Annotated in this window: 17 protein-coding genes; 10 read left to right on the top strand and 7 right to left on the bottom strand. The window is 72.6% G+C overall.

All coding sequences use genetic code 11. The features are described from left to right. Position 1: 1 nt before the first annotated feature. From AAH991_RS27540 to AAH991_RS27510, 7 genes are read left to right on the top strand one after another with little or no spacing between them, the layout of a single operon-like run. On the top strand, positions 2-1,558 hold the full coding sequence (locus AAH991_RS27540; RefSeq protein WP_346228819.1) for a condensation domain-containing protein: 1,557 nt from the start codon (positions 2-4) through the stop codon (positions 1,556-1,558). After that, positions 1,552-1,785: a phosphopantetheine-binding protein gene (locus AAH991_RS27535; RefSeq protein ID WP_346228818.1), complete on the top strand. Its 234-nt coding sequence runs from the start codon at positions 1,552-1,554 to the stop codon at positions 1,783-1,785. The genes AAH991_RS27540 and AAH991_RS27535 overlap by 7 nt, the downstream gene beginning before the upstream one ends. Beyond that, complete coding sequence (locus tag AAH991_RS27530) at positions 1,782-3,548, top strand: condensation domain-containing protein (protein ID WP_346228817.1); 1,767 nt, start codon at positions 1,782-1,784, stop codon at positions 3,546-3,548. The genes AAH991_RS27535 and AAH991_RS27530 overlap by 4 nt, the downstream gene beginning before the upstream one ends. A gap of 1 nt (position 3,549) precedes the next feature. Continuing rightward, a complete protein-coding gene (locus AAH991_RS27525; RefSeq protein WP_346228816.1) occupies positions 3,550-3,762 on the top strand; it encodes an MbtH family protein in 213 nt (70 codons plus the stop codon). Continuing rightward, a complete protein-coding gene (locus AAH991_RS27520; protein WP_346228815.1) occupies positions 3,759-5,204 on the top strand; it encodes a condensation domain-containing protein in 1,446 nt (481 codons plus the stop codon). Before AAH991_RS27525 ends, AAH991_RS27520 begins: the two co-directional genes overlap by 4 nt. Then, a complete protein-coding gene (locus AAH991_RS27515) occupies positions 5,201-7,141 on the top strand; it encodes a non-ribosomal peptide synthetase (RefSeq protein WP_346228814.1) in 1,941 nt (646 codons plus the stop codon). The genes AAH991_RS27520 and AAH991_RS27515 overlap by 4 nt, the downstream gene beginning before the upstream one ends. Next, entirely contained in the window at positions 7,138-10,248 is a 3,111-nt protein-coding gene (locus AAH991_RS27510) for a non-ribosomal peptide synthetase (RefSeq protein ID WP_346228813.1), read from the top strand. The genes AAH991_RS27515 and AAH991_RS27510 overlap by 4 nt, the downstream gene beginning before the upstream one ends. Before the next feature lie 46 nt (positions 10,249-10,294). On the opposite strand, the gene AAH991_RS27505 is transcribed toward AAH991_RS27510, so the two are convergent. Then, positions 10,295-11,032, bottom strand: coding sequence for an NAD-dependent epimerase/dehydratase family protein (locus tag AAH991_RS27505; RefSeq protein WP_346228812.1), 738 nt, complete (start codon positions 11,030-11,032; stop codon positions 10,295-10,297). On the opposite strand from AAH991_RS27505, the gene AAH991_RS40665 reads away from it, so the two are divergent. Continuing rightward, complete coding sequence (locus tag AAH991_RS40665; protein ID WP_507185156.1) at positions 10,959-12,392, top strand: TetR/AcrR family transcriptional regulator; 1,434 nt, start codon at positions 10,959-10,961, stop codon at positions 12,390-12,392. The genes AAH991_RS27505 and AAH991_RS40665 overlap by 74 nt on opposite strands. Before the next feature lie 164 nt (positions 12,393-12,556). Here the strand turns inward: AAH991_RS40665 and AAH991_RS27495 are convergent, their stop codons facing one another. From AAH991_RS27495 to AAH991_RS27470, 6 genes are all read right to left on the bottom strand, one after another. Further along, a complete protein-coding gene (locus AAH991_RS27495) occupies positions 12,557-13,948 on the bottom strand; it encodes a GH1 family beta-glucosidase (protein ID WP_346228888.1) in 1,392 nt (463 codons plus the stop codon). A gap of 41 nt (positions 13,949-13,989) precedes the next feature. Then, positions 13,990-14,880, bottom strand: coding sequence for a carbohydrate ABC transporter permease (locus tag AAH991_RS27490; protein WP_346228810.1), 891 nt, complete (start codon positions 14,878-14,880; stop codon positions 13,990-13,992). Next, on the bottom strand, positions 14,877-15,851 hold the full coding sequence (locus AAH991_RS27485; RefSeq protein WP_346228809.1) for a carbohydrate ABC transporter permease: 975 nt from the start codon (positions 15,849-15,851) through the stop codon (positions 14,877-14,879). Before AAH991_RS27485 ends, AAH991_RS27490 begins: the two co-directional genes overlap by 4 nt. A gap of 84 nt (positions 15,852-15,935) precedes the next feature. Next, positions 15,936-17,285, bottom strand: a complete 1,350-nt coding sequence (locus AAH991_RS27480; protein ID WP_346228808.1) for an ABC transporter substrate-binding protein — start codon at positions 17,283-17,285, stop codon at positions 15,936-15,938. 330 nt (positions 17,286-17,615) lie between these two features. Continuing rightward, positions 17,616-19,118, bottom strand: a complete 1,503-nt coding sequence (locus AAH991_RS27475; protein WP_346228807.1) for a sulfatase family protein — start codon at positions 19,116-19,118, stop codon at positions 17,616-17,618. Positions 19,119-19,271: 153 nt separating this feature from the next. Beyond that, the gene (locus tag AAH991_RS27470) at positions 19,272-20,090 is read right to left on the bottom strand and encodes an aldo/keto reductase (protein ID WP_346228806.1); all 819 of its coding nucleotides are present in this window, start codon (positions 20,088-20,090) and stop codon (positions 19,272-19,274) included. A 99-nt stretch (positions 20,091-20,189) separates the two neighbouring features. Between AAH991_RS27470 and AAH991_RS27465 the strand changes: the two genes are divergently transcribed. Next, on the top strand, positions 20,190-21,236 hold the full coding sequence (locus AAH991_RS27465) for a hypothetical protein (protein ID WP_346228805.1): 1,047 nt from the start codon (positions 20,190-20,192) through the stop codon (positions 21,234-21,236). Then, on the top strand, positions 21,233-22,453 hold the full coding sequence (locus AAH991_RS27460) for a DUF6716 putative glycosyltransferase (RefSeq protein WP_346228804.1): 1,221 nt from the start codon (positions 21,233-21,235) through the stop codon (positions 22,451-22,453). Before AAH991_RS27465 ends, AAH991_RS27460 begins: the two co-directional genes overlap by 4 nt. The last annotated feature ends 60 nt before the right edge of the window (positions 22,454-22,513 follow it).

Below are 22,513 nucleotides of genomic sequence, written 5' to 3'. Positions count from 1 at the left end.
GATGTCACTCACGCGCATAGACGAGGGGGAGCAGGCGTCCCTCGCTCAGCACGGCATGTGGATAACGGAGCAGATGGGCTGCGGGGGCCGCGTGTACCACATGCCGCTGGCCATCCGGTTCGACGGCCCTCTGGACGTGGACCGGCTGCTGGCCGCCTGCCACGACGTGGTCCGCGCGCACCCGCAGCTGGGCGCGGCACTGGCCGAGCGGGACGGCGTGCTGCGCCTGGTGCCGGCCGCCGTGCCGCCGCCCGTCGGCTTCGAGGACGCCTCCGGCCGTGAGCCCCGCGAGCTGGTCGAGCGCGAGGCGTCCCTCGCCCTGGACCTGCGGACCGGGCCGACGGCCCGGTTCACGGTCTTCCGGCTCGCGCCGGAGCGGCACCTGCTCGTCGTCGTCGCCCACCACGCCGTCTTCGACGGCATGTCGAAGGACATCCTGGTGCGCGGCCTCGCCGGCGCCTACGCCGGGCTGCCGTCGCCGGCCCTTGCCACGACGTACGGCGAGGCCGTCGAGCGGGAGAACGCCCGGGTGGCCGAGCTGCTCGGCGACGCCGCCGAGTTCTGGCGCGACCGCTGGCGGGACCGGCAGGACCTGCGCCTCCCCGGGCTGTCCGGGATCTCGACCCGCGCCGCGGCCGGCGAGGCCGTCGACTTCGCGCTCCCCGCCGACCTCGCGGTCGCCGCGGACAAGATGGGCGTCACCCGGTTCGAGCTGGTGCTCGCCGCGGTGCACACCCTGCTCGCGGCGTACGGCAACGAGGGCACGGCGGTGGCCGTCGACCTGTCGACCAGGACCGAGGAGACGCAGGGCCACATCGGCCCCTTCGTGAACGAGCTGCCGGTGGCGGCTCCCGCCCCGGCCGGGACGTTCGCCGAGTTCGCGCGGTCCCTGCGCGAGGAGTTGCGGGCCGTCTACCGGTTCCGGCAGGTGCCGCTCGCGCGTGCCGTCGGCGGCGTCAGCCCCCGCACCGCGCTGACGCCGGTGTCGGTCAGCTACCGCGGGCGGGACGGGGGCGCGCCGGAGTTCCCCGGCGTGGCGGCGTCGGTGGACTGGATGTCCTTCAACGGCGCGGTGCGCGGCACGCTGCACCTCCAGGTGGTGGACGCGCCGGACGGCGCCGCCGCCCGGCTGCAGTTCAACCCGCTCGTCCTGAGCCGGTCCGGCTGCGAGACCGTCGCCGGGGACCTGCTCTCCCTGCTGCGCGCGGTGGCCGCCGCTCCCGATGCCGGCCTGGCCGGCCTGCCGCTGCCGTCCCCGGTTGAGCCGTCCTTCGCCCGGTCCGAGGAGTCGTCCCCATCGACCCGCGGCGGCGAGGCGGACGCGGTGCCGTATCTCGCGGAGGTGGGGGAGATCTGGCGCGAGGTGCTCGCCATGCCGGAGATCGGCCCGGACGAGGACCTGTTCGACCTCGGCGGGCACTCGCTGTCGATCACCCAGATCATCGCCAAGGTGCGTGAGCGGATGGACGTGGAGCTGTCCTTCGACGTGTTCTTCGACGAGCCGACGATCGCCGGGATCGCGGCGGAGGTCGCCCGCCTGCGGGAGGAGGCATGCTGAGGGAGCGCGTGGCCGAGCTGGTGTCGAAGGCGAGCGGCGGCGACCTTGCCGTCGCGGACATCCTGGCGGCGGACTGCAGCCTGCCCGCGCTCGGCCTCACCTCGATCGCCTATCTCCGGCTGATCGACCTGCTGGAGACCGAGTTCGACTGCGACGTCGACCTGGACGGCGGCCACATCGACACGCTCGACGGCCTGGTCGAGCACATCGCGGGGCAGCGGAAGTGACCGCGGGTCCGCCGGCGGTGGAGGCGTCCGGTCTCACGGCGCTGCCGCCGCGCACCGTGGAGTTCCGCGGCGCCCGGGGCGGGCAGGCCGCGCTGACCTGGGGCCAGCAGGGGATCTGGCGTTCCACCCAGTGGCTGGACGACGGCGACCCCTACTTCAACCTGCCCTGGACCCTGCCGGTGACCGGCGCGGCCGACGTGGACGCCGTGCTGCGCGCCGTTGGCCGCCTCGTCGAGCGGCACGAGACGCTGCGCACGGCGTTCGTCCGGGACGGGGAGAGCACCAGTCAGCGGGTGAGCCGGGAGGGCCGGCTCACGGTCGGCGTGTACGAGGCGGCGGCCAAGCCGATGAGCGCGGCCAAGGCGCTGGCCGCCGAGCTGGCCGCGACCGGGTTCGACTACGCGGCCGAGCTGCCGATCCGGTGCGCGGTCGTCTGCCAGCGGGGCCGGCCGCGCGCGCTCGCGCTCGCGCTGTCCCATCTCGCGCTCGACGGCTGGTCGCTGAACACGGTGGCCGCGGAGTGGCCGCGGCTGGTCGCCGGGGAGGACCTGCCCGGCCCGGACTGGCAGCCGCTCGACCAGGCCGCCTTCGAGGGGTCGGACCCGCCGCCCGGCGGCCAGGCGCTGCGGCACTGGCGGACCGGCCTGGCGTCCGCGCCGCGTTCGATGTTCGACTTCCCGATGAGGGAACCCGAGGAGCCGCGCTTCGTCCGGCACGGGATGGACTCCCCGGCGGCGGCCGTCGCCGCCGAGGCGCTCGCGGCCCGGCACGGTGTGACGACCTCCAGCGTGCTCACGGTCGCCAGTGCCGCCCTGCTCAGCGCCGTGACCGGGCATCGTACGGCGGCGCTGCAGCTCATCGTGTCGAACCGGCACCACCCGGGGATGGAGGCGATGGCCGGGCCCGCCGCCCAGGACGGGCTGTGCGTCGTCGACCTCGGGGACGGCACGTTCGCCGGCGCGCTGCGGCACGGACATCGCAGGACCATGGCGACGTACCGGAACGGGCACTACGAGCCCGCGCTCGTGCTGGCCGCGTGGGAGGCCGAGGCGTGGCGACGCGGCGCCGACATCGACCTGGACGCCTTCTTCAACGACGTCAGGCAGGGCGGCCGCTGGCAGGGCCTGCCGCGGGTCGATCCGGAGGACGCCGCGGCGCTCGCCGCGCTGCGCGGCCGGACCAGGACCTTCTTCGTCGGGGCCTACCCCGCGGTCAAGGCGAGGATCTTCTTCGCCACCGGTCCCGCCCCGTCCACCTGCGAGTTCTACGTGCTGGTGGACACGGCCTTCCTGCCCGGAGGCGTCGCCGAGCGGATGCTCACCGGCCTGGAGGAGTTGCTGGTCCGGGCCGTCTCGGAGGAGGTGCTGCTGGACCAGGTCGCGAAGATCGCGAGCCTGGACCCGGTGCCGCGCCCCGCCGGGTGGACGGCGATCGGCCACGACTGGGTGAGCCTGCCGGAGACCGAGGCGCTGCTGCGCCGGGTGTGCGGCACCGACGCGGCCGCGGTCGCGCTGGAGGACGGCGACGGCGGGGCGCCCCGGCTGACCGGGTACCTCCTCGCGCGTCCCGGGCTGGACACGCCCGAGGCCGTCCACACCGCCTTCATGCGCGCCGCGACCGGCCGGACCGACGTGCTCGCCCCTCATCACTACGTCCTGTGCGCGGCGCCTCCGGCCGATCCGGCCGGCTGGCCCGGCTGTCCCCGCCTGGCCGAGGGCGGGGGCCGGGAGCCGTCCCCCTCAACGAACCCCTGGGAAAGATGACATGACCGATTCCCCGATGCTCGTGGTCGTCAACGACGAGGAGCAGTTCTCCGTATGGTGGAGCGACCGCGAGCCGCCCGCCGGGTGGCGGCCCACCGGCTTCGCGGGCACCCGCCAGGAATGCCTGGACCACATCGAGACGGTGTGGACCGACATGCGGCCGCGGAGCGTACGCGACCAGGGAACGCCGAGCGTACGCGACCGGGGCGAATGACCGCCGCCGAGCGCCGCGCCGCGCTGATCGAGAAGCTGGCCGGCCTGCCCCCCGAGCGCCGGGCGGCGCTGCTGCGCTCCCTCGGGGGCGCGGCCCGGGACACCGGCGGGCAGGAGTGGCCGCTGTCGCCCGGGCAGGAGCGCCTGTGGTTCCTCAGCCGCTTCGACCCCGCCGACACCACCTACAACACGCCCTGGTGCATGCGGCTGCGCGGGCCGCTCGACGTGGACGCGCTGACCGCCGCGTTCACCCGGATCGTGGCGCGGCACGAGGTGCTGCGGACCCGTTTCCGGCTGCGCGGGGACGCCCCCGTGCAGGTCGTGCTGCCGCCGGGACCGGTGCCGCTGGAGAAGATCGCGTTCTCCGGGGAGGCGGACCTCGAACGGGCGTTGAAGGAGTTCGTCGAGCGCCCGTTCGACCTGGAGAACGCGCCTCCCCTGCGGACCGGCCTGGCCGGGCTGGGAGAGGACGACGCGGTCGTGTGCATCGTCCTGCACCACATCGTGATGGACGGCTGGTCGCTCGACGTGCTCCTGCGTGAGCTCACGGAGTGCTACGCCGCCGCACGCGAGGGACGTGAGCCCGAGCTGCCGGAGCTGGCCACGCAGTATCCCCGCTTCGCCGTGGGGGAGAGACAGCGGGACCACACCGAGGGCGTGGAGTTCTGGGAGCGCCGCCTGGCCGGCGCCCCCGCGCTGGACCTTCCGGCCGACCACCCCCGGCCGCCCCGGTGGTCCGGGCGCGGCGGGCGCGAGCAGCTGCTGCTGCCGCCGGAGGTGATCACGCCGCTGGAGAAGGTGGCCAGGAAGCGGCGCTGCACGTCGTTCATGGCCCTGATCGCCGCCTACGAGGCGACCCTCGCCCTGGCGTCGGGTCAGACCGACTTCTGCGTCGGCGTGCCGGTGGCGGGCCGGGGCCGCAGCGAGCTGGCGCCGCTGATCGGCTACTTCGGCAACACGATGGTGGTGCGCGCCGACCTGTCCGGCGACCCGTCGTTCCACGAGCTGCTGGACCGCGTGCGGGAGACGACCCTGGCCGGCATGCGGCACGCGGAGGTGCCGTACGAGCACGTCCTGGCCGCGCTGCGCGTCCCCCGCGACATCAGCAGGCCGCCGCTGTGCCAGGTCATGTTCAACCTGCACAACCTGCCCAAGGAAGATCTGCTGGGGACCCGGTTCGCCGACCTCGACCGGGAGGTCCACGTGGTCCCGCCCAGCCACACCAAGTCCGAGGTCTCGATGGACCTGTGGCGGGGACCGGAGGGGCTGGGCGGCGTCCTCGACTACAGCAGCGACCTGTTCACGCCCGCGACCGCGCGCCGCCTCATCGACGGCTTCGCCGAGGTCGTACGGCGGGCCGGGGCGGACCCCGGCATCCGGCTGTCCGCGCTGAGCGGCCCGTTCGCGAGCGTGTTCCGCGAAGTGAAAGGTGCATGGAAGTGAGTGACGCGGTGAGCGGCCCGACGGCGCCTCCGAGTGCCGGGCGGCCGGGGACGGGAACGGACGCCGCGACGGCGCTCGCGCTGATCCGCCGGTGGCGTGACACGAGCCCCGACGCGGTCGCGGTGAGCGGCGCCGGAGGCCTGCTGACCTACCGGGAGCTGACCGACAGGGTCGACCGGCTCGCGGCGCTGCTGCGCGCCCGCGGAGTCGGCCCGGAGGTCCCGGTGGGGCTGTGCCTGGAGCGCTGCCCCGGCATGGTCGTCGCCCTGCTCGCCGTGTGGCGGGCCGGCGGCGCCTACGTGCCGCTCGACCCGGGCTTCCCGGAGGACCGGCTCCGGTTCATGCGGGAGGACGCGGGCATCCGGCTGGTCCTGGCCGGCCAGGGCGTCGACTCCCGGCTGCTCGACGGCGTCCCGGACGTCGTCGAGCTGGCGTGGGACGGCGTTCCCGTCTCCGGCGGGGTGCCCGGCGACGTGCCGGCCGACGGCCCGGTGGGGGACCTGGCCTACCTCATGTACACCTCCGGCTCCACCGGCAGGCCCAAGGGGGTCGCCGTGCCGCACGGCGCGGTGGTCCACCTGCTGGAGTCCTTCGCCTCCCTGCTGGAGCTCGCCCCGCGCGACGCCTGGCTGGCGGTCACCACGCTGTCGTTCGACATCTCGGTGCTCGAACTCCTCCTGCCACTGGCCTGCGGGGCGCGGGTCGTGGTCGCCTCCGGACACGAGACGGCGGACGGCCGGGCCCTGCGGACGCGCGCCGTGACCGAGGCCGTCACGATCATGCAGGCGACCCCGGCGAGCTGGCGCATCCTGCTCGAATCCGGCGGCGTGCCCGAGAACATCGCGACCCGGCTGTGCGGGGGCGAGGCACTGCCCCGCGATCTCGCCGACGCCCTCCTCGGCGACGGCGCCCGGCTCTGGAACGTGTACGGCCCGACCGAGACGACGGTCTGGTCGACGGCCGGGCGCGTGGCCCGGGTCGACGAAAACGGGGCGCCGGCCCCCGTCGACCTGGGTGAGCCCATCGGCGACACGACGGTGCACATCCTCGGCCCCGACGGGCGCCCGGTGCCGCCCGGCGAGGCCGGCGAGCTGCACATCGGCGGCGCCGGCCTGGCCAGGGGATACCGCGGCATGCCGGGCCAGACGGCCGCCAGGTTCCTGCCCGACCCGTTCTCCGGGACGCCGGGCGCCCGCCTGTACGCCACCGGTGACCTGGCCGTGATCGAGGACGGCAGGCTCCGCTACCTTGGCCGGGCCGACCAGCAGGTGAAGGTGCGCGGCTTCCGCATCGAGCTCGGCGAGATCGAGAGCGTGCTGCGCGCCGCGGCCGAGGTGGCCGACGCCGCCGTCGGCGTCTGCGACGGCCCCGACGGGCTGCCGCGCCTGGTCGCCTACGTCGTGCGCCCGGCCGGGGAACCCGAGGAGGCCGACCTGTGGCCGTCCCTGCGGGACCGGCTTCGGCGCAGCGTGCCCGAGTACATGGTGCCCGCGCACCTCGTGGTGCTGGACGCCCTGCCGCTCACCCCCAACGGCAAGCTCGACCGCAAGGCCCTGCCCGTGCCCGAGTGGACCCGCGCCCGCAGCCGGCCGTACCGGCCACCGGCCACGGCGCTGGAGGAGGACCTCGCGGCGATGTGGGGAGAGGTGCTGGGCATCGCGGAGCCGGTGGGCGTCGACGACGACTTCTTCGAGCTGGGCGGGCACTCGCTGACCGCCACCCAGATCGTCGCCAGGATCCAGGCGCGCTTCGCGATCAACGTGCCGATCGTGGTGCTGTTCGAGAACCCCACGGTGGCCGGCCTGGCGGCGGCGATGGACCGGCTCGACGACGACGACCTGGACCTCGCCGACATCGCCGCGCTGCGCGACGAGCTCGACGGCCTCAGCGCCGAGGACCTGGCGGCCGTGCTCGACGAGATGGCGTCGGAATCATGAGGGCGCCCCTGTCGCCGGGCCAGGAACGGCTGTGGCTCCTGCAGAAGCTGAACCCGCGCGACGCCTCGTACACCATGTACCTCGTCCACCGGCTGCGCGGACCCCTCGACCCGGACGCCCTCGACGGGGCGTTCGCCGACCTCGCGGCCCGGCACGAGGGCCTGCGCACCCGGTTCGAGGAGGAGGACGGCGTCCCCTGGGCGGTCGCCGAGCCGGCGGGGACGCCGGGAATCCTCCCGCCGGTCGAACGGATCCAGGCCGGCGACGAGGAGCACGCCAGGCGGCTCGTCGCCGAGCGGGTGAACGCGCCGTTCGACCTCGCGGAAGGCGTGCCACTGCGTGTCGCCGTGATCGCGATCGGGCCGCTGGACCACGTCCTGTGCGTCACGATGCACCACATCATCGGCGACGGCTGGTCGCTGGGGATCCTCCTGGACGACCTGGCGGAGTGCTACACCGCGCGCCTGCACGGCCGCGCGCCGAAGCTGGCGCCGCTGCCGGTGCAGCCGTCCGACTACGCCCGCTGGCAGCGCCGCCGCGCCGAGCGCGCGGTGCCGTACTGGCAGGAGCGGCTGGCCGATCCGCCGCCGCCCGACCTGCCGTGCGGCATCGGCGGCGAGAGCCCCGGGGGCGACGGGGACGAGGACCGGGCGGCGTACCAGATCGTCCGGACCGGCCGGGAAGTCGCCGACGAGCTGGACCGGCTCGCCCGTGAGCACAGGACCACGCTGTTCACCGTGCTCATGACGGCCTACCAGGTGCTCCTGCACCGGCACACCGGCCACACCGACGTCCTCGTCGGCACGGCCGTCGCCGGACGCGACCGGGTCGAGCTGGAGGCGATGATCGGTTACCTCTCCCAGACCGTCGTGCTGCGCGGCGACCTGGACGGCGACCCGTCGTTCGTCGACCTGCTGGGACGCACCAGGCAGGAGGCGCTGACGGCGATGAGCCGGCCTTCGGTGCCGTTCGAGCGGATCGGGCACCCCGTCGAGGCGCTGATGCCGACCATGTTCATCCTGCACACGCAGGTCTCGGGACCCACCCGGCCGTTCGGCGACCTGTCCGTCGGCGCCTTCCCGCACGGCTACCAGCAGGTCAAGCTCGGCCTGTACGTCGAGGCGTGGCTGGAGGACGGCGAGATCGCCATGTCGTTCGGCCACGACGGGTCCAGCGGCTCACCGCACGAGGCGGAGGCCGTCCGCCGGCTCGCCGACCGCTTCCTGGTCCTGCTCGAGTCGGTCGTGGCCGGGCCGCGACGCCGGATCTCCGAGCTGCGCGTGTGGACCGACGACGACGAGGCCGACATCCGGTCCATGGCCGGGGACGGCGCCGAAACCCCCGGACCGGGGGTCCCCGAGATGGTCGCGGAGGCCGTCCGGCGCACTCCCGGCGCCGTCGCGGTGGCCTGCGGGGAGACCGAGGTCACCTACGCGGAACTGGACCGGCGGGCGGCGCGGCTCGCCGCGGCGCTGCGGGCCCGGGGCGTGCGCCGCGGCGACGTGGTCGGCGTCTGCCTGCCCCGTTCGGTCGAGGCGATCACCGCCCTGCTCGCGGTCTGGCGGGCGGGCGCGGCCTACCTGCCGTTCGAGCCGGACGAGCCGGAGGAGAGGCTGGCCTTCGCGCTCGCGGACGCCGGGGCGACACATGTGATCACGAACCGGGCGCTGCCCGCCGGGCTCACCGCCGTCGACCCGCTGGCCGACGCGGACGGGACGGCCGACGGCGGCCCGGGGGAGACGCGCCCGGGCGACGTGGCCTACGTGATCTTCACCTCCGGCTCCACCGGCCGGCCCAAGGGCGTCGCCGTCGAACACCGCGCGATCGCGGCCCGGATCCGGTGGATGCGCGAGGAGTACGCCCTGGCACCCGGCGACCGCGTCGTCCAGTTCGCGTCGCTGAGCTTCGACACCCACCTCGAAGAGGTCTTCCCCGCGCTCGCCGCGGGGGCGACCCTGGTGCTGCTGCCCGGAGGGGCGGCGACGCTGCCCGACCTGCTGGCCGCCCCGGGCGGGGAACGGGTCACCGTGCTCGACCTGCCCACCGCGTACTGGCATCACCTGGTCGAGGAGATCGACCAGATCGCCTGGCCGCCCGCGCTCCGCCTGGTCGTCATCGGCGGCGAGCAGGCGTCCGGCGGCGCGGTGGCGCGCTGGCGCGACCGGTTCGGCGACGGCGTCCGCCTGCTGAACACCTACGGCCCGACCGAGGCCGCGGTCATCGCGACCGCGGCCGACCTCACCGCCACGCCGTACGGCAGGCCGCCCATCGGCCGGCCCATCGGCGCGACGACGGTCCACCTGCTCGACGCCGCCGGGGCCCCGGTTCCGAAGGGCGCGATCGGCGAGCTGGTCATCGGCGGCGCCGGGGTGGCACGCGGCTACCTGCGCCGCCCGGCGCTCACGGCCGCCGCCTTCGTCCCCGACCCGCTGGGTCCGCCGGGGTCGCGGAGGTACCGCACCGGGGACCGGGCGCGCTGGAACCAGGACGGCACGCTGGAGTTCCTCGGACGAATCGACGGGCAGCTCAAGGTCCGCGGCTTCCGGATCGAGCCGGGCGAGGTCGAGGCGCGGCTGCTCGACCATCCGGGTGTCGGCCAGGCGTTCGTGACGGTCCACGCCGAGGAACTGGTGGCGTACGTGACCGGGACCGCGACGGGGGAGGAGCTCGCCGCGCACCTCGCGCGGACCCTGCCGCGCCACCTCGTCCCGGCCGCATGGGTCGTGCTCGACTCCCTGCCGCTGACCAGCCGCGGCAAGGTGGACCGTGCGGCGCTGCCCGCGCCGGTCCGGGCGTCGTCGGCCGGGCACGTCCCGCCGGACTCGGACGCGGAGCTCCTGGTGGCCGAGATCTGGGCGGAACTGCTCGGCGTCGCCTCCATCGGCGTGCACGACGACTTCTTCACCCTGGGCGGGCACTCGCTGCTCGCGACGAGGATCGCGGCCAGGCTGCGCCGGGCGACGGGAGTGGAGGTCCCGGTACGGACGATCTTCGAGCGGCGCACCGTGGCCGAGCTGGCGGTCGCGCTGGAGGACCTGCTGGTGGCCGAGCTGGAGGACATGTCGGAGGAGGAGGCCGAGCGCCTGCTCTCGTCCGCCGGCCACTGACAACCGCGAGGCGGGCGTCCTGTGTTGTCGGGGCGTCCGCCTCAGGTCAGGGGGCCGGCGTGACCAGGTAATCGCCGTGCTCCAGGTCCTCGAGCAGTGCCGGGTGAGTGGGCGACCAGCCGAGCAGTTCCCGGGTGTAGGAGCTGGAGACGGGCCCGTCGAAGCCGTAGGCGACGGCCATGAACGGGCTCACGAAGTGCGAGGCGGCCTCGTCGGGGGTCAGCGAGACGGTGGGCAGATCCAGACCTCGGGCGATCGTCTCCGCGATGCTCTTCAGGGTGACGCCGCTTTCGGCCACTCCGTGCAGCACGCTGCCCGCGGGTGCCTTCTCGAGCGCCAGACGGAACAGGACGGCCGCGTCGAGCCGGTGCACCGCGGGCCACCGGTTGGCGCCGTCCCCGACGCAGGCCGAGACGCCGGTCTTCCGCGCGGTGGCGATCAGCATGGGGATGAAACCGTGGTCGCCGGGACCATGGACGGTGGGAGCGAGGCGGACCACGCTCGCGCGCACTCCCCGGGCGGCGAAGCCGAGACACGCTCGCTCACCCGCGATGCGGAAGGCGGCGATCCCGGCCGCGTCGGGCTCGTCCTTCTCGGTGGTCTCCCGGCCGGCGGGCATGACCAGGGTGCCGGAGGTGACGACGAGCGGCTTGCCCGAGTGTTCCAGTGGCCGGCCGAGCGTCTCTACCGCGGTCCGGTCGCGTCTCATCGTGTACCGGGAGCGCGGGTTCGACCAGACCACCACCGCCGAGATCGCCGCCCGGGCCGGCGTCAACGAACGCACGTTCTTCCGGCACTTCCCGGACAGGCGCGAGGTGCTCTTCGACGGGGAATCCGACCTGCGCGCCGCGCTGACGCGGGCGGTGGCCGAAGCACCGCGAGATCTCGCGCCGCTCGAAATACTGCTCCGCACCTTCCGGAAGGTCGAGCACATCCTTGAGGACAACCGCCCGTTCGCCGAACCACGACTTCACGTCATCGCGGTGACACCGGCACTGCGTGAACGCGACCTGGCCAAGGCCGCGTCGCTCACCGAAGCCGTGGCGGAGGCGCTGCGGCGGCGCGGTGTCGCCGGCCGGCTGGCCGCACTGGCCGCGCAGACCGGCTGGGCCGCCTTCCACCAGGCGGTCCAGGCCTGGATCGACGACCCCGCGCAGAGCTTGGACGCACATCTCCGCAGATTGACACCACCCTGGCTGGAAATGCGACCGCCGCGCACCCGAGGGGTGCGCGGCGGTCGCGTCGTACGCGTGGCCTCGTCAGGCGGAGGCGCGGATCACCAGGTGGGTGTCGAGGATGACGACCGGCTGCTCCAGCGGCTCGCCGTTGATCCGGGCGATCAGGAGCTGGACCATCTGGCGGCCCATGGCCTCGGTCGGCTGGTGCACGCTCGTCAGCTGCGGATCGGTGTGCAGCGCCACCTTGGAATCCTCGAAGCCGATCACCGCGACGTCGTCGGGCACGACCATGCCCTGTTCCTTCAGCACGCGCAGCGCCCCGAGCGCCATCGGGTCGGAGGCCGTGAACACGGCGTCCAGATCGGGATGGCGGGCGAGCAGCTCGCGCATGGCGGCCGAGCCGCTCTCCTCGGAGAAGTCGCCGTACGACACGCGCTCGCTCATGCCGGTGGCGAGCAGCGCGTCGCGGTACCCGGCGAGACGGTCGACACCCACGCCCATGTCCTGCGGGCCGGCGATGGTGGCGATCTTCGTCCGGCCCTTGGAGAGCAGATACTTGACCGCCTGCCGGGCGCCGGCCCGGTTGTCCATGTCGACGAAGCTGTAGGGGTTGAGCCCGACCGGGCGGCCACCGAGCACGGTCGGCACGCCCATCTCCTCCAGCCGCCCCGGCAGCGGGTCGGCGCCGTGCACCGAGGTGAGCAGCACGCCGTCGACGTGCTGTCCGGTCAGGTAGTGCTCCAGCCGGTCGTGCTCGGCACGGTTCTGCGCCATCGTGAGGATGAGCTGAAGGCCGGTCTCCGACAGCGCCGAGCCGATGCCGCGGATCAGCCCGGCGAAGTACGGCTCGTCGAAGACGCGCTGCTCCGACTCCGACACCACCAGCGCGATGGTGTCCGTCCGGTTCGTCACGAGGGTGCGCGCCGCCCGGTTGGGCACGTAGCCGAGCTCCTGGATCGCCAGTAACACCGCGTCGCGGGCTCGGTCGCTCACCTTGGGCGAGCCGTTGATGACCCGCGACACGGTGCCGCGGCCGACTCCGGCGCGCGCGGCGACCGCTTCCAGAGTCGGCCGGCCTCCGGAACGGCGGTCCCCGTTCATTTATACTGCCCCCTTATCGCGTTCTGCGCTTATTGTGCCCGACTCAGCAGTCCGCCGTGTCTGATGGTGTCGGCATACCACAAAGCGCTCGATTTCATGGTGCGGGCCTGGGTCTCGTAGTCGACGTAGACGAGACCGAAACGCTTGCCGTACCCCCACGCCCACTCGAAGTTGTCCATGAGCGACCAGGCGAAGTAGCCCTGGAGCGGGATGCCCGACTCGATGGCCGTGTGGCAGATCCGCAGGTGGGCGTCGATGTAGGCGACCCGCTCGGGGTCGTGCACGGTGCCGTCCTCGCCGAGGAGGTCGTCGTAGGCCGCGCCGTTCTCCGAGATGTAGAGCGGGACGCGCGGGTACTCGTCGGCGATGCGCCGCAGCATCTCGTACAGGCCGCTGTCGTCGACCTCCCAGCCCATGGAGGTGACCGGGCGGCCGCCGTTGACGAAGCCGACGTGCTCGCTGCCGATCCACGGCGAGCCGGAGTCCGTCGGCGCGGCGGCGGCCGAGGCGGCGCCGCCCGGCGCGCCCGACACGGTGAAGCGGCTGTAGTAGTTGATCAGCAGCATGTCGAGCGGCGCGGAGATCGTCGCCAGGTCGCCGTCCCGGATGAACTCCATGTCGGACAGGTGGCTGAGGTCGGCCAGCACGTCCTCGGGGTAGGCGCCCTTGAGCAGCGCGTCCAGGAAGAACCGGTTCTGCAGCCCGTCGATGCGGCGGGCGGCGTCCTGGTCGGCCTCGCTGCCGGTGGCGGGCGTGACCGGGTAGACGTTGACGCACCCGCCGATCTGCGAGTCGGCGTTCTGCGCCCGCATCGCCTGGACCGCCAGGCCGTGCGCGAGGTTGAGGTGGTGCGCGGCGCGCAGCGCGGCGGCCGGCTCGCGCCGTCCCGGGGCGTGCTCGCCGGAGGCGTAGCCGAGGAACGCCGAGCACCAGGGCTCGTTCACCGTGCTCCAGTGCCTGACCCGGTCGCCGAGCTCGGCGTGCACGGTCGCGGCGAAGTCGGCGAAGCGCTTCGACGTGTCGCGCGAAGGCCACCCGCCCGCGTCTTCCAGAGCCTGGGGGAGGTCCCAGTGGTAGAGCGTCAGCCACGGGTCGATGCCGTAGCTGAGCAGCTCGTCCACGAGCCTCTTGTAGAAGTCGAGGCCCTTGGCGTTGTAGGCGCCCGAGCCGTCGGGCTGGATCCGCGGCCAGGAGACGGAGAACCGGTAGGCCGTGAGGCCGAGGTCCGCCATGAGCTTGACGTCATCGCGGTACCGGTTGTAGTGGTCGATCGCGGTCTCGGCGTTGTCGCCGCCCACGATCCGCCCGTCCTGGCTGCAGAAGGTGTCCCAGATGGAGCGGCCCCGCCCGTCCGCGGTGAGCGCGCCCTCGATCTGGTACGCGGAGGTGGCGGCGCCCCAGACGAACCCGGTGGGGAACATCAGGCTGGGAGCTTCTGCCTCGGGTCGTGTGTCTTGCGTTGTCACGCCTTGACCGCACCTTCCATGAGTCCGCCGATGATCTGTCGGCCGAACGCGATGAAAACGACGATGAGCGGGAGGATCGACATGAGCGTGCCGCTGAAGATCAGCACGTAGTCCGTCCCGTACTTCGCGTTGAGCGAGTTGATGGCGACCTGGACCGTCGGGTTGTCCGGCGTCAGCACGATCAGCGGCCACATGAAGTCGTTCCAGATCAGCATGAACGTGTTGATGCCCAGCACCCCCATGCCCGGCCGTACGGCGGGCAGGACGACGTTCCACCAGATCCGCAGGGTGGAGGCGCCGTCGACGCGGGCGGCCTCGATCAGTTCGTTGGGCACCGCCTGCTGGGTGTACTGCGTCATGAGGAAGACGCCGAAGCCGTTGAGCAGGAAGGGCAGGATCACGGCCTTGATCGAGCCGACCCATTCGAGGCTGACCATGAGGCGGTAGAGGGGGACGATGCCCATCTGCTGCAGCGGGACCATCATCGTCAGCAGCACCAGCAGCAGCAGGACCTTGCCGCCCTTGAACTGCAGCCGGGCGAACGCGAAGCCGGCGAACGTCGAGATCAACACCACCGAGATCGTCACCGTGCAGGCGATGATCAGCGAGTTGGTGAGACCGGTCAGGTAGTGCGCGTCGGGGTTGGACAGCACGCGCTGGACGTTCTCCCCGAGCTTGCCGCCGGGCAGGAACGGCGGCGGCATGTCGGTCGCCTCGGTGTTGGTCCGCGAGGCGATGACGATCATGTAGTACAGCGGGAACGCCGAGATGATGATCGTGACCGCGAGGACGAGCCTCGTCATCGGCGTGGCGGTCCAGAGGCTGGTGGCACCACTCGGCGCCTTGGTGCGGCGCCGGGTGCCGGCGGGCGCGGAGATCGTGGTCACTTGTTGCCCCCGATCCGGCGGATGAGCAGGAAGTTGATGGCCGATCCGATGAGGATGAGCAGGAACAGCAGCCAGGCGGCCGCGGAGGCGTAGCCGTAGTCGAACTCGCGGAAGCCCTGCTCGAAGATGAACATCGAGACGGTCTGGAACTGGCTGGTCGTGCCGCCGTGGACGTTGCCGTTGTAGAACGTGGTCGGCTCGGCGAACAGCGTGAGGCCGCCGATGGTCGAGTTGAGCACGACGAAGATCATCGTCGGCCGGAGCATCGGCACGGTGATCTGCCAGAACTGGCGCCGCCGGGACGCGCCGTCGATCGAGGCCGCCTCGTAGAGGTCCTTGGGGATCGTCTGCATGCCGGCCAGGAAGATGATCGCGTTGTAGCCGGTCCAGCGCCAGTCGACCATGGTGGCGATGGCGAGCCAGGAGGGGAGACGCTCGGCCTTCCAGTCGATGGGGTCGGCCCCGAACCAGCCGAGCACCCAGTTGACCACGCCCCAGTCGCGGCCGTACAGCTGGGTGAAGACGACCGCCACCGCGACGACCGAGGTCACGAGGGGGAGCAGGACGCCCAGCCGGACGAACAGCTGGAACTTCATCCGCTTGTTCAGCGCGTTGGCGAGCAGCAGCGCCAGCAGGATCTGGGGGACCGTCGCGATGAGGAACATCGCGAGGGTGTTGACGACCGCTCGCCAGAAGGCGGCGTCGTCGAGCAGGGCGGTGAAGTTGCCGAGTCCCGTCCACTCGACCGTGCCCGTGAGGTCGTAGTCGAAGAACGAGTAGTAGAGGGTGAAGGCGAGCGGGAAGAGCCCGAAGATCAGAAAGAGGATGTAGTACGGGGAGACCAGGAGATACGGCGCGGCCTTGAGGTCCAGCCAGGTCAGGAAGGACCGGCCCGGTCTCGGCTTGGCGCGCCGCCTGCTGGGCGGCATCGGTGCCCGGGTGGGTTGCCCGGCGTCGACGTGCAGGCTCATGAGTTACCTTTCGGGTGAAAGCAGGCGACCGGCCCGCCGGCGGGGTGCCGCTGCGGCGGGCCGGTGCTCACCTGGCGGGCAGGGTCAGCCCGCGGCCTTCACGGCGTCGTCGACCAGCTTCTTCCAGCCGTTCGCGTACGGCACGGAGCCGTCGTCGATGGCGGAGACGACCGACTCGATCGCGTTCTTGACCTGCGCGTGCTTCACGCCGAGGAAGACCGGCTGCAGGGCGGAGGCCGACTTGGCGAAGATCTCACCGACGGGAGCGTCGTTGAAGTACTCGTTCTTCGCGCCCTGGACGGCCGGGTCCTGCTGGGCCTGGATGTTGCTCGGCATGTTGCCGGCGAAGTTGAAGACGCTGACCTCGGCTTCCTTACCGGTCAGGTAGTCGAGGACCTGCGCCGCCTCCTTGGGGTGCTTCGACTGCTTCGGCACGGCGAGCCAGGAGCCGCCCCAGTTGCCGCCGCCGCCGGGCACCGCCGCGACGTCCCACTTGCCCTTGAAGTCCGGTCCGGCGCCGCCGTCGCCGCTGACCGCGCCGAGCATCCACGACGGGCAGCCGAGGGTGGCGAACTGCGACTTCTTCATGCCGGTGTTCCACTCGGGCGTGAAGTTGCGCAGCTTGGCCGTGAGGCCCTCCTGGCTGATCTTCTGGGCGAAGTCGTAGGCCGTCTTGACCGCCGGGTTCTTGTCGACGATCAGGTTGTTGTCCTTGTCGAAGTAGGAGACGTTGCCGTTCTTGGCGGCCTCCTGCACCAGGACCACGTTGTAGAGCGTGTTGGTGCCGTCGACGAACTTGGTGTCCTTGACCTTGTCCTGGAACTTCTTGCCCACGGCGACGAAGTCGTCCCAGGTGGGCCAGAGCTTGCTGACCTCTTCGCGGTCGCCGGGCAGGCCGGCCTTCTCGAACAGGTCACGGCGGTAGCACAGGCTCATGCCGCCGACGTCGGTGCCGAGGCCGAACAGCTTGCCGTCGGCGGTGACGCCGTTCTCCCACTTCCAGGCGGCGAAGTCGTTCTTGCGGTTCTGCAGACCGAACTCGCCCAGGTCGGCCCACCACTCGGGGTGCGCCTTGGCGAGGCCCATGCCGCCCTCGTCGATGCCGACGACGTCGCCGGCGCCCGCGCCGGACTGGAGCCACTGGATCATCTGGGGCCAGTAGACCTGCTCGAACTGGTCGGTCAGGTTGTCGTACTTGATCTGGATGTCCTTGTGCTCGGCGTTCCACTTGTCGACGGCTTCCTTGTAGCCGAAGTTCTTGCCGCCGCCGAACGTCTGGAGCGTGATGGTGACGGGGCCGGCCGCCTGCGTGGCCCCGCCGCCGGACGCGGTGTCCGTCCCCTTGTCGTCGGACTGGCAGGCGGTGGCGCCGAGAGCCAGCGCCGCCACCGCGGCGACCGCGAGCAGCCTGCCGCGGCGCGAGTTGCTAATCATCCGGACCCCTCTCAGGTGGTATCCCGAAGTCGTTCATGGGAGGTGCATCCCAGGCCGGTCCCCGATCTCACGGCCCGCGATCAGAGGTTGTGCTCGTGCTGAGCACCGTGTTGGTGAACACGTTGGGAGCGCTCCCACGAAGGGTCCTCTATGAGCAACGCGGGCGTCAATATGCCGAAACCTAACTGTTACTCCCTGGGTGGTTAGAGCCGCTCAACTGGACATAGTAGGACATACTACGCTTGGGAGCGCTCCCATTCCGATATGGGCAGAAATGATTAACGGCACCCCGAATCCGCTGGGGTGCCTGTCCTATTGCGCTCCGTCACCTCATCCGGTATCGCTCGGCGCCGTCCCCAGGGACACGCCGCCGCCCACGGACACGCCGGCGCCCGCGGCGTCCGCAAGCCGGCAGCCGGGCCCGGAGCAGGCGCGCAGCAGCGCCAGCCGGGCCGAGAGAGCGGCGGTCAGCCAGGGGTCGGCCGACGCCGCCCGGTTGCGCGTCTCCGCCGGGTCGTTCCACAGGTCGTAGAGCTGCCGCTCCCCGGTCTCGTACTCCACGTAGGTGTATCGCCCGGTCCGCAGTGCGGCGTACGTGGGAGGCGAGTGCGGCGAGTAGGAGGGGTGGTAGAACTCCACGAGCACGGCGTCGCGCCAGGGGACGTCCTGCCCCCGCAGGAGCGGGACCAGCGAGCGGCCCTCGGCCGTGGGCGGCACCGCGGCCCCGCCCAGCTCGGCGAACGTGGGCGCGAGGTCGACCGTCGACGCGAGCGCGTCGACGACGCCCCCGGCGGGCACGCCCGGCCCGCGCACCACCATCGGCACCCGGATGTCCTCCTCGAACGGCGTCGTCTTGCCCGGGCGCAACCGGTGCTGGCCGAGGTGGAAGCCGTTGTCGGAGGTGAAGAAGATGTAGGTGTCGTCCAGTTCGCCGGTTCGGGTCAGCGCCTCGACCAGGGCGCCGACCATGTCGTCCACCCCGAGCATCGCGCGCAGCCGGTCGCGGTGGACGCGGTCGATCCTGCGTGTGTCCGCGGCCGACAGCGGCGTGCGACCGCTGAGCCAGCGGGGCTCGGCGGACAGGTCCTCCTGGTCGAACGACGGGGTGCGCGGCGCCCGCTCGCCGGCGAAGGCGCCGGCGTGGCGCGGCGCGTGGTGCGCGGGCAGGTGCGGCGCGACCGGGGCGAGGTAGAGGAAGAACGGGGCGTCTCCCCGGGCGGTCGAATCGGTGGCGAACGCCGCGGCCTTGGCGCTCAGCACGTCCTCCAGGTAGTCCTCCGGGGCGTCGCCGTACCGCCGGAGCGCGCCGTTCTCGTTGAGCGTGTAGCCGTACTCCTGGTACAGGCGGGTGACGGGGACATGCCACTCGTCCCAGCCCGGCGGCACGTACGTGCGTGGCGCGCCCTCGGGATAGTTGTTGAGATACTTGCCCATCAGCGCGGTGCGGTAGCCCGCGTCGTGCATCCACGTCCCGAGGGTGGACGCCTCGAGCGGCCGGAACTTCGGGAACCCGCCGGTCGGCGACCGGTTGCTCTCCACCTGGTGGCTGTGCATGTACTGCGAGCGGAGGATGGACGAGCGGGAGGGACAGCACCAGGGGTTGGTGACGAAGAAGCGGGACAGCGTGGTGCCCTGGCGCACCAGGAGGTCGGTGATGTTGGGGAACCGGCTCAGATCCCCGGCGTCCAGGTCGTCGGTGAGGATCAGCACGATGTTGGGCCGATGGGCCGCGGGGGCGGGCTCGACGCGGGCGGCCCCGGTGAGCCCGAGGCACAGCAGGAGTGCCGCGGCGAGCCCGGCCCACAGCTTTCTCGATCGTCGTGGTTGGGGCACGGCAGCAATCATTGCCACGCGTTGGCCAGGGGAAACGTACGCCGTGTGACCGCGTGACCGCGTGGCGTCCGTTAGGGGCGGGACTGCGGCGAATGTCGCCGCCCGCCTGCGCCGCGGTCCCGTCCTCGGTCCTGCCGCGTCCCGGTGGGCCGGTCAGCCGAAGACGACCGGGTCGGGCCCGAGCCGGCGGCCCTCGTCGAGGCCGTTGATCGCCGCCATGTCGTCCGGGCTCAGCTCGAAGTCGAAGACCTCGATGTTCTCCTTGATGCGCGACGGCGTCACCGACTTCGGGATCACGATGTTGCCGAGCTGGATGTGCCAGCGCAGCACCACCTGGGCGGCGGTCTTGCCGTACTTCGCGCCGATGTCGGTCAGGACGGGCAGGTCGAGCAGCCCCTTGCCCTGCCCGAGCGGGCTCCACGCCTCGGTGGCGATGCCGCGGTGCGCGTGGAAGCCGCGCAGCTCCCGCTGGGCGAGCTGCGGGTGCAGCTCGATCTGGTTCAGCGCAGGGATCACCTCGGTCTCGGCGAGCAGGAGCTCCAGGTTGGCGACGGTGAAGTTCGACACGCCGATCGCCTTCACGCGCTTGTCGACGTACAGCATCTCCAGGGCTTTCCACGTCTCGACGTACTTGCCCTGCCGGGGAGCCGGCCAGTGGATCAGGTACAGGTCGAGGGTCTCCAGGCCGAGGCGCCGCATGCTGGCGTCGAAGGCGCGCATCGTCTTGTCGTAGCCGTGGTCGTCGTTCCAGAGCTTGGTGGTGACGAACAGCTCCTCACGGGGGATGCCGGAGGCGCGCAGGGCGCGGCCGACGCCCTTCTCGTTGCGGTACAGCTTCGCGGTGTCGATGCTGCGGTACCCGCACTCGAGGGCCGTCGTGACGGCCTTCTCGGCCTCGTCGTCGGCGACCTGCCACACGCCGAAACCGAGCTGGGGCATCCGCACGTTGTTGTTCAGAGTGATGACGTTCATGCCTTCCATGCTGCCGTAACGCCCCGCGAAGATCCCTTCCAGGTCTGTTCACCGGGCGTTCCCGCCGCCGTCGTGTTGGACGGCTAGGGTGAGCGCGTCGTGAACGTTTCATTACGGGGCGTGGAGAACGAGGGACGGCGCCACGCCGCCGGGCAGGGGCAGGCCGTCGCGTGGGTGGAGTCCCCCCTGCAGCTGCTGTGCGTCGTCGAGGCGCACCACGCGGGGCTCCTCGGACCCGCCACCAGGGTGGTGCCGCGGGCCGGGCTGCCCGCGCTGCGGCTGACCCGCCGCGAGCTCGAGCGGCTCGGGCCGCCCGAGGGGCTGGAGCTCGCCGAGCCGTCCCAGCGGGCTCCCCGGCCGGCCCGGACGTGGGCGGTCGGCGACGCCTTCTCCGGGCGCGTCCAGCTCGCCCTCCTCACGGCCGTCCCCGGCCGTACGGTGCTCGTGGACGACGGGCTGGCCACCATCCGCCTGCTGGAGCTGCTGGTCGCGCGGCGCCCGCTGCTGCGCGCCCGGGGGACGCCCGGCGCCGGCCGCAAGGTGCTGGGCGCCGCCGCCGGGTTCCGCCTGCGCACCCGCGGGCCCACGGTGTTCACCGCGCTCCCGGTGCCCGCCGGCCTCGCCGAGGAGGTGGCGGGCGCGGGCGTCCGGCTCGTCCGGCACGACTTCGCCTGGCTGCGCGCCCAGCCGGCCGACCCGCCGCCGCGGGAGGGCACGGTCGTGCTCGGCACCTCGCTCGTACGCAACGGGCTCATCCACCGCGACCGCTACCTGCGCTGGCTGGAGCGGATCGGCGAGCCCGTCGCGTACTTCCCGCACCGCCGGGAGGACCCCCGCGACCTCGACCGGGTGCGCCGGATCGCCGGGCTGACCGTGTACGACGCCGGGGCGCCCGCCGAGATGACGCTGCGCGACCTGCGGCCGGACCAGCGGGTGCTGAGCCTGCCGTCCACCGCGGTGACCTCCCTGCGCGTCCTGCTGTCGGCACGGGGTGTGCCGGTGGAGACCGTGGACGTGCCGGAGGACTGGTGGACGGCCTCGGCCGCCCCCTCGCTGCGCTCGCATCTCCAGCTGTTCGCCCATCAGCCCCACGAGCCCCTGCCCCACCAGCCCCACCAGCACGATCCCGGAAAGGTCGCTCCTTGACCCGCCTGCTCGCCGTGGCCGACTCCGACTCCTATCTCAAGTGGGCCGCGGGCCTGCTCGACGCGACCCCGCGGGACTGGGTCACGGAGCTGGCCGTCGTCCGTACGCCCATCGCCCCGTCGGCGGCGCAGATCGCCGCCGCCGTGAGCGGCACCCGCACGCGGGAACTTCCCCCGGTGCTGCCGGCCCGGCAGCTGCGTCGGGCCGCCGAACGGTTCCGGCCGGACGCCGTGCTGCTGGCCTGCACCGGCCCCGTGGTGGACGCGCTGGCGGCGGAGACGCTGGCCGGGCTGCGCCCCCGGCCGGTGCTCGTGTCGGGCCTGCCCGGCATCTCGGTGCCCGCGACGGAGAAGGCGTGGCTGTTCCGCAGCGGCTGCGACCTGTTCGTCGTGCACAGCGGCCGGGAGGTCGCCGAGTTCTCCGAGATCGGCGCGCGGCTCGGCGGGGGAGGGGCGGTGGCGCTGGCCCGCCTGCCCTACCTCGACCTCCTGTCCCGCGAACCCGGGGCACCCGGCGCCGGGGGCGTACGCGACCGGGTCGTGTTCGCCACCCAGGCCAAGGTGCCCCGGCGGCGCGAGGAGCGCGAGCGCGTCCTGCTCGCCCTGGCCGAGCTCGGCCGGGCCAGGCCCGACCTGGACGTGGTGGTCAAGCTGCGGGCCCGCGACGACGAACGGCAGACGCACAACGAACGTCACCACTACGAGCGGCTGTGGACCGTGATGGAGGCCGAGGGCCGGGTGCCCGCGGGCGCCGTGCGCTTCGCCGCCGGACCGATGCACGAGCACCTGAGCCGCGCCGCCGGATTCGTCACCGTCAGCTCCACGGCCGCGCTGGAGGCGATCGCCGGGAGCGTGCCGCTGCTCGTGCTGTCCGACTTCGGGGTCAGCGCGGAGATGATCAACCTGGTGTTCGAGGGCAGCGGTTGCCTGGGCACCCTCGACGACCTCGCGAAGGCGGACTTCCGGGTTCCGGCCGAGGAGTGGTGCCGGGCCAACTACTTCCACGACTCCTCGGTCAGCGACTGGACCGGCCGGGTCGCGGCACTGGTCGCCGCGGCCCGCGCGGGAACGCTGGTGCCGGCGCGCTCGCTCCTCGACGGCCCCGAGCACGCGGCGGCCCGGCGCCGCGCCCGGCTGCGGCTGGAGGTGCCGCCCCGGATGCTGCGGTACGGCTACCGCGCCAAGCGCCGGATGCGCCGCTACCTCAAGGCGCTGTAGCCCCCGCCCGAATCGGCACGGTGGCCTCAGTCCCGCGCCCGCCCGGCCGCCGCCAGGTTC

Source organism: Microbispora sp. ZYX-F-249 (assembly GCF_039649665.1).
Classification (GTDB): Bacteria; Actinomycetota; Actinomycetes; order Streptosporangiales; family Streptosporangiaceae; genus Microbispora; species Microbispora maris.
This window is presented reverse-complemented; position numbering and strand designations above follow the sequence as displayed.

Bases quoted from the DNA above. Each gene is read 5' to 3' on its own strand.
- AAH991_RS27540 (WP_346228819.1), top strand. From the start codon at position 2: ATGTCACTCACGCGCATAGACGAGGGGGAGCAGGCGTCCCTCGCTCAG.
- AAH991_RS27535 (WP_346228818.1), top strand. From the start codon at position 1,552: ATGCTGAGGGAGCGCGTGGCCGAGCTGGTGTCGAAGGCGAGCGGCGGC.
- AAH991_RS27525 (WP_346228816.1), top strand. From the start codon at position 3,550: ATGACCGATTCCCCGATGCTCGTGGTCGTCAACGACGAGGAGCAGTTC.
- AAH991_RS27520 (WP_346228815.1), top strand. From the start codon at position 3,759: ATGACCGCCGCCGAGCGCCGCGCCGCGCTGATCGAGAAGCTGGCCGGC.
- AAH991_RS27510 (WP_346228813.1), top strand. From the start codon at position 7,138: ATGAGGGCGCCCCTGTCGCCGGGCCAGGAACGGCTGTGGCTCCTGCAG.
- AAH991_RS27495 (WP_346228888.1), bottom strand. From the start codon at position 13,948: ATGTTCCCCACCGGGTTCGTCTGGGGCGCCGCCACCTCCGCGTACCAG.
- AAH991_RS27485 (WP_346228809.1), bottom strand. From the start codon at position 15,851: ATGAGCCTGCACGTCGACGCCGGGCAACCCACCCGGGCACCGATGCCG.
- AAH991_RS27480 (WP_346228808.1), bottom strand. From the start codon at position 17,285: ATGATTAGCAACTCGCGCCGCGGCAGGCTGCTCGCGGTCGCCGCGGTG.
- AAH991_RS27470 (WP_346228806.1), bottom strand. From the start codon at position 20,090: ATGAACGTCATCACTCTGAACAACAACGTGCGGATGCCCCAGCTCGGT.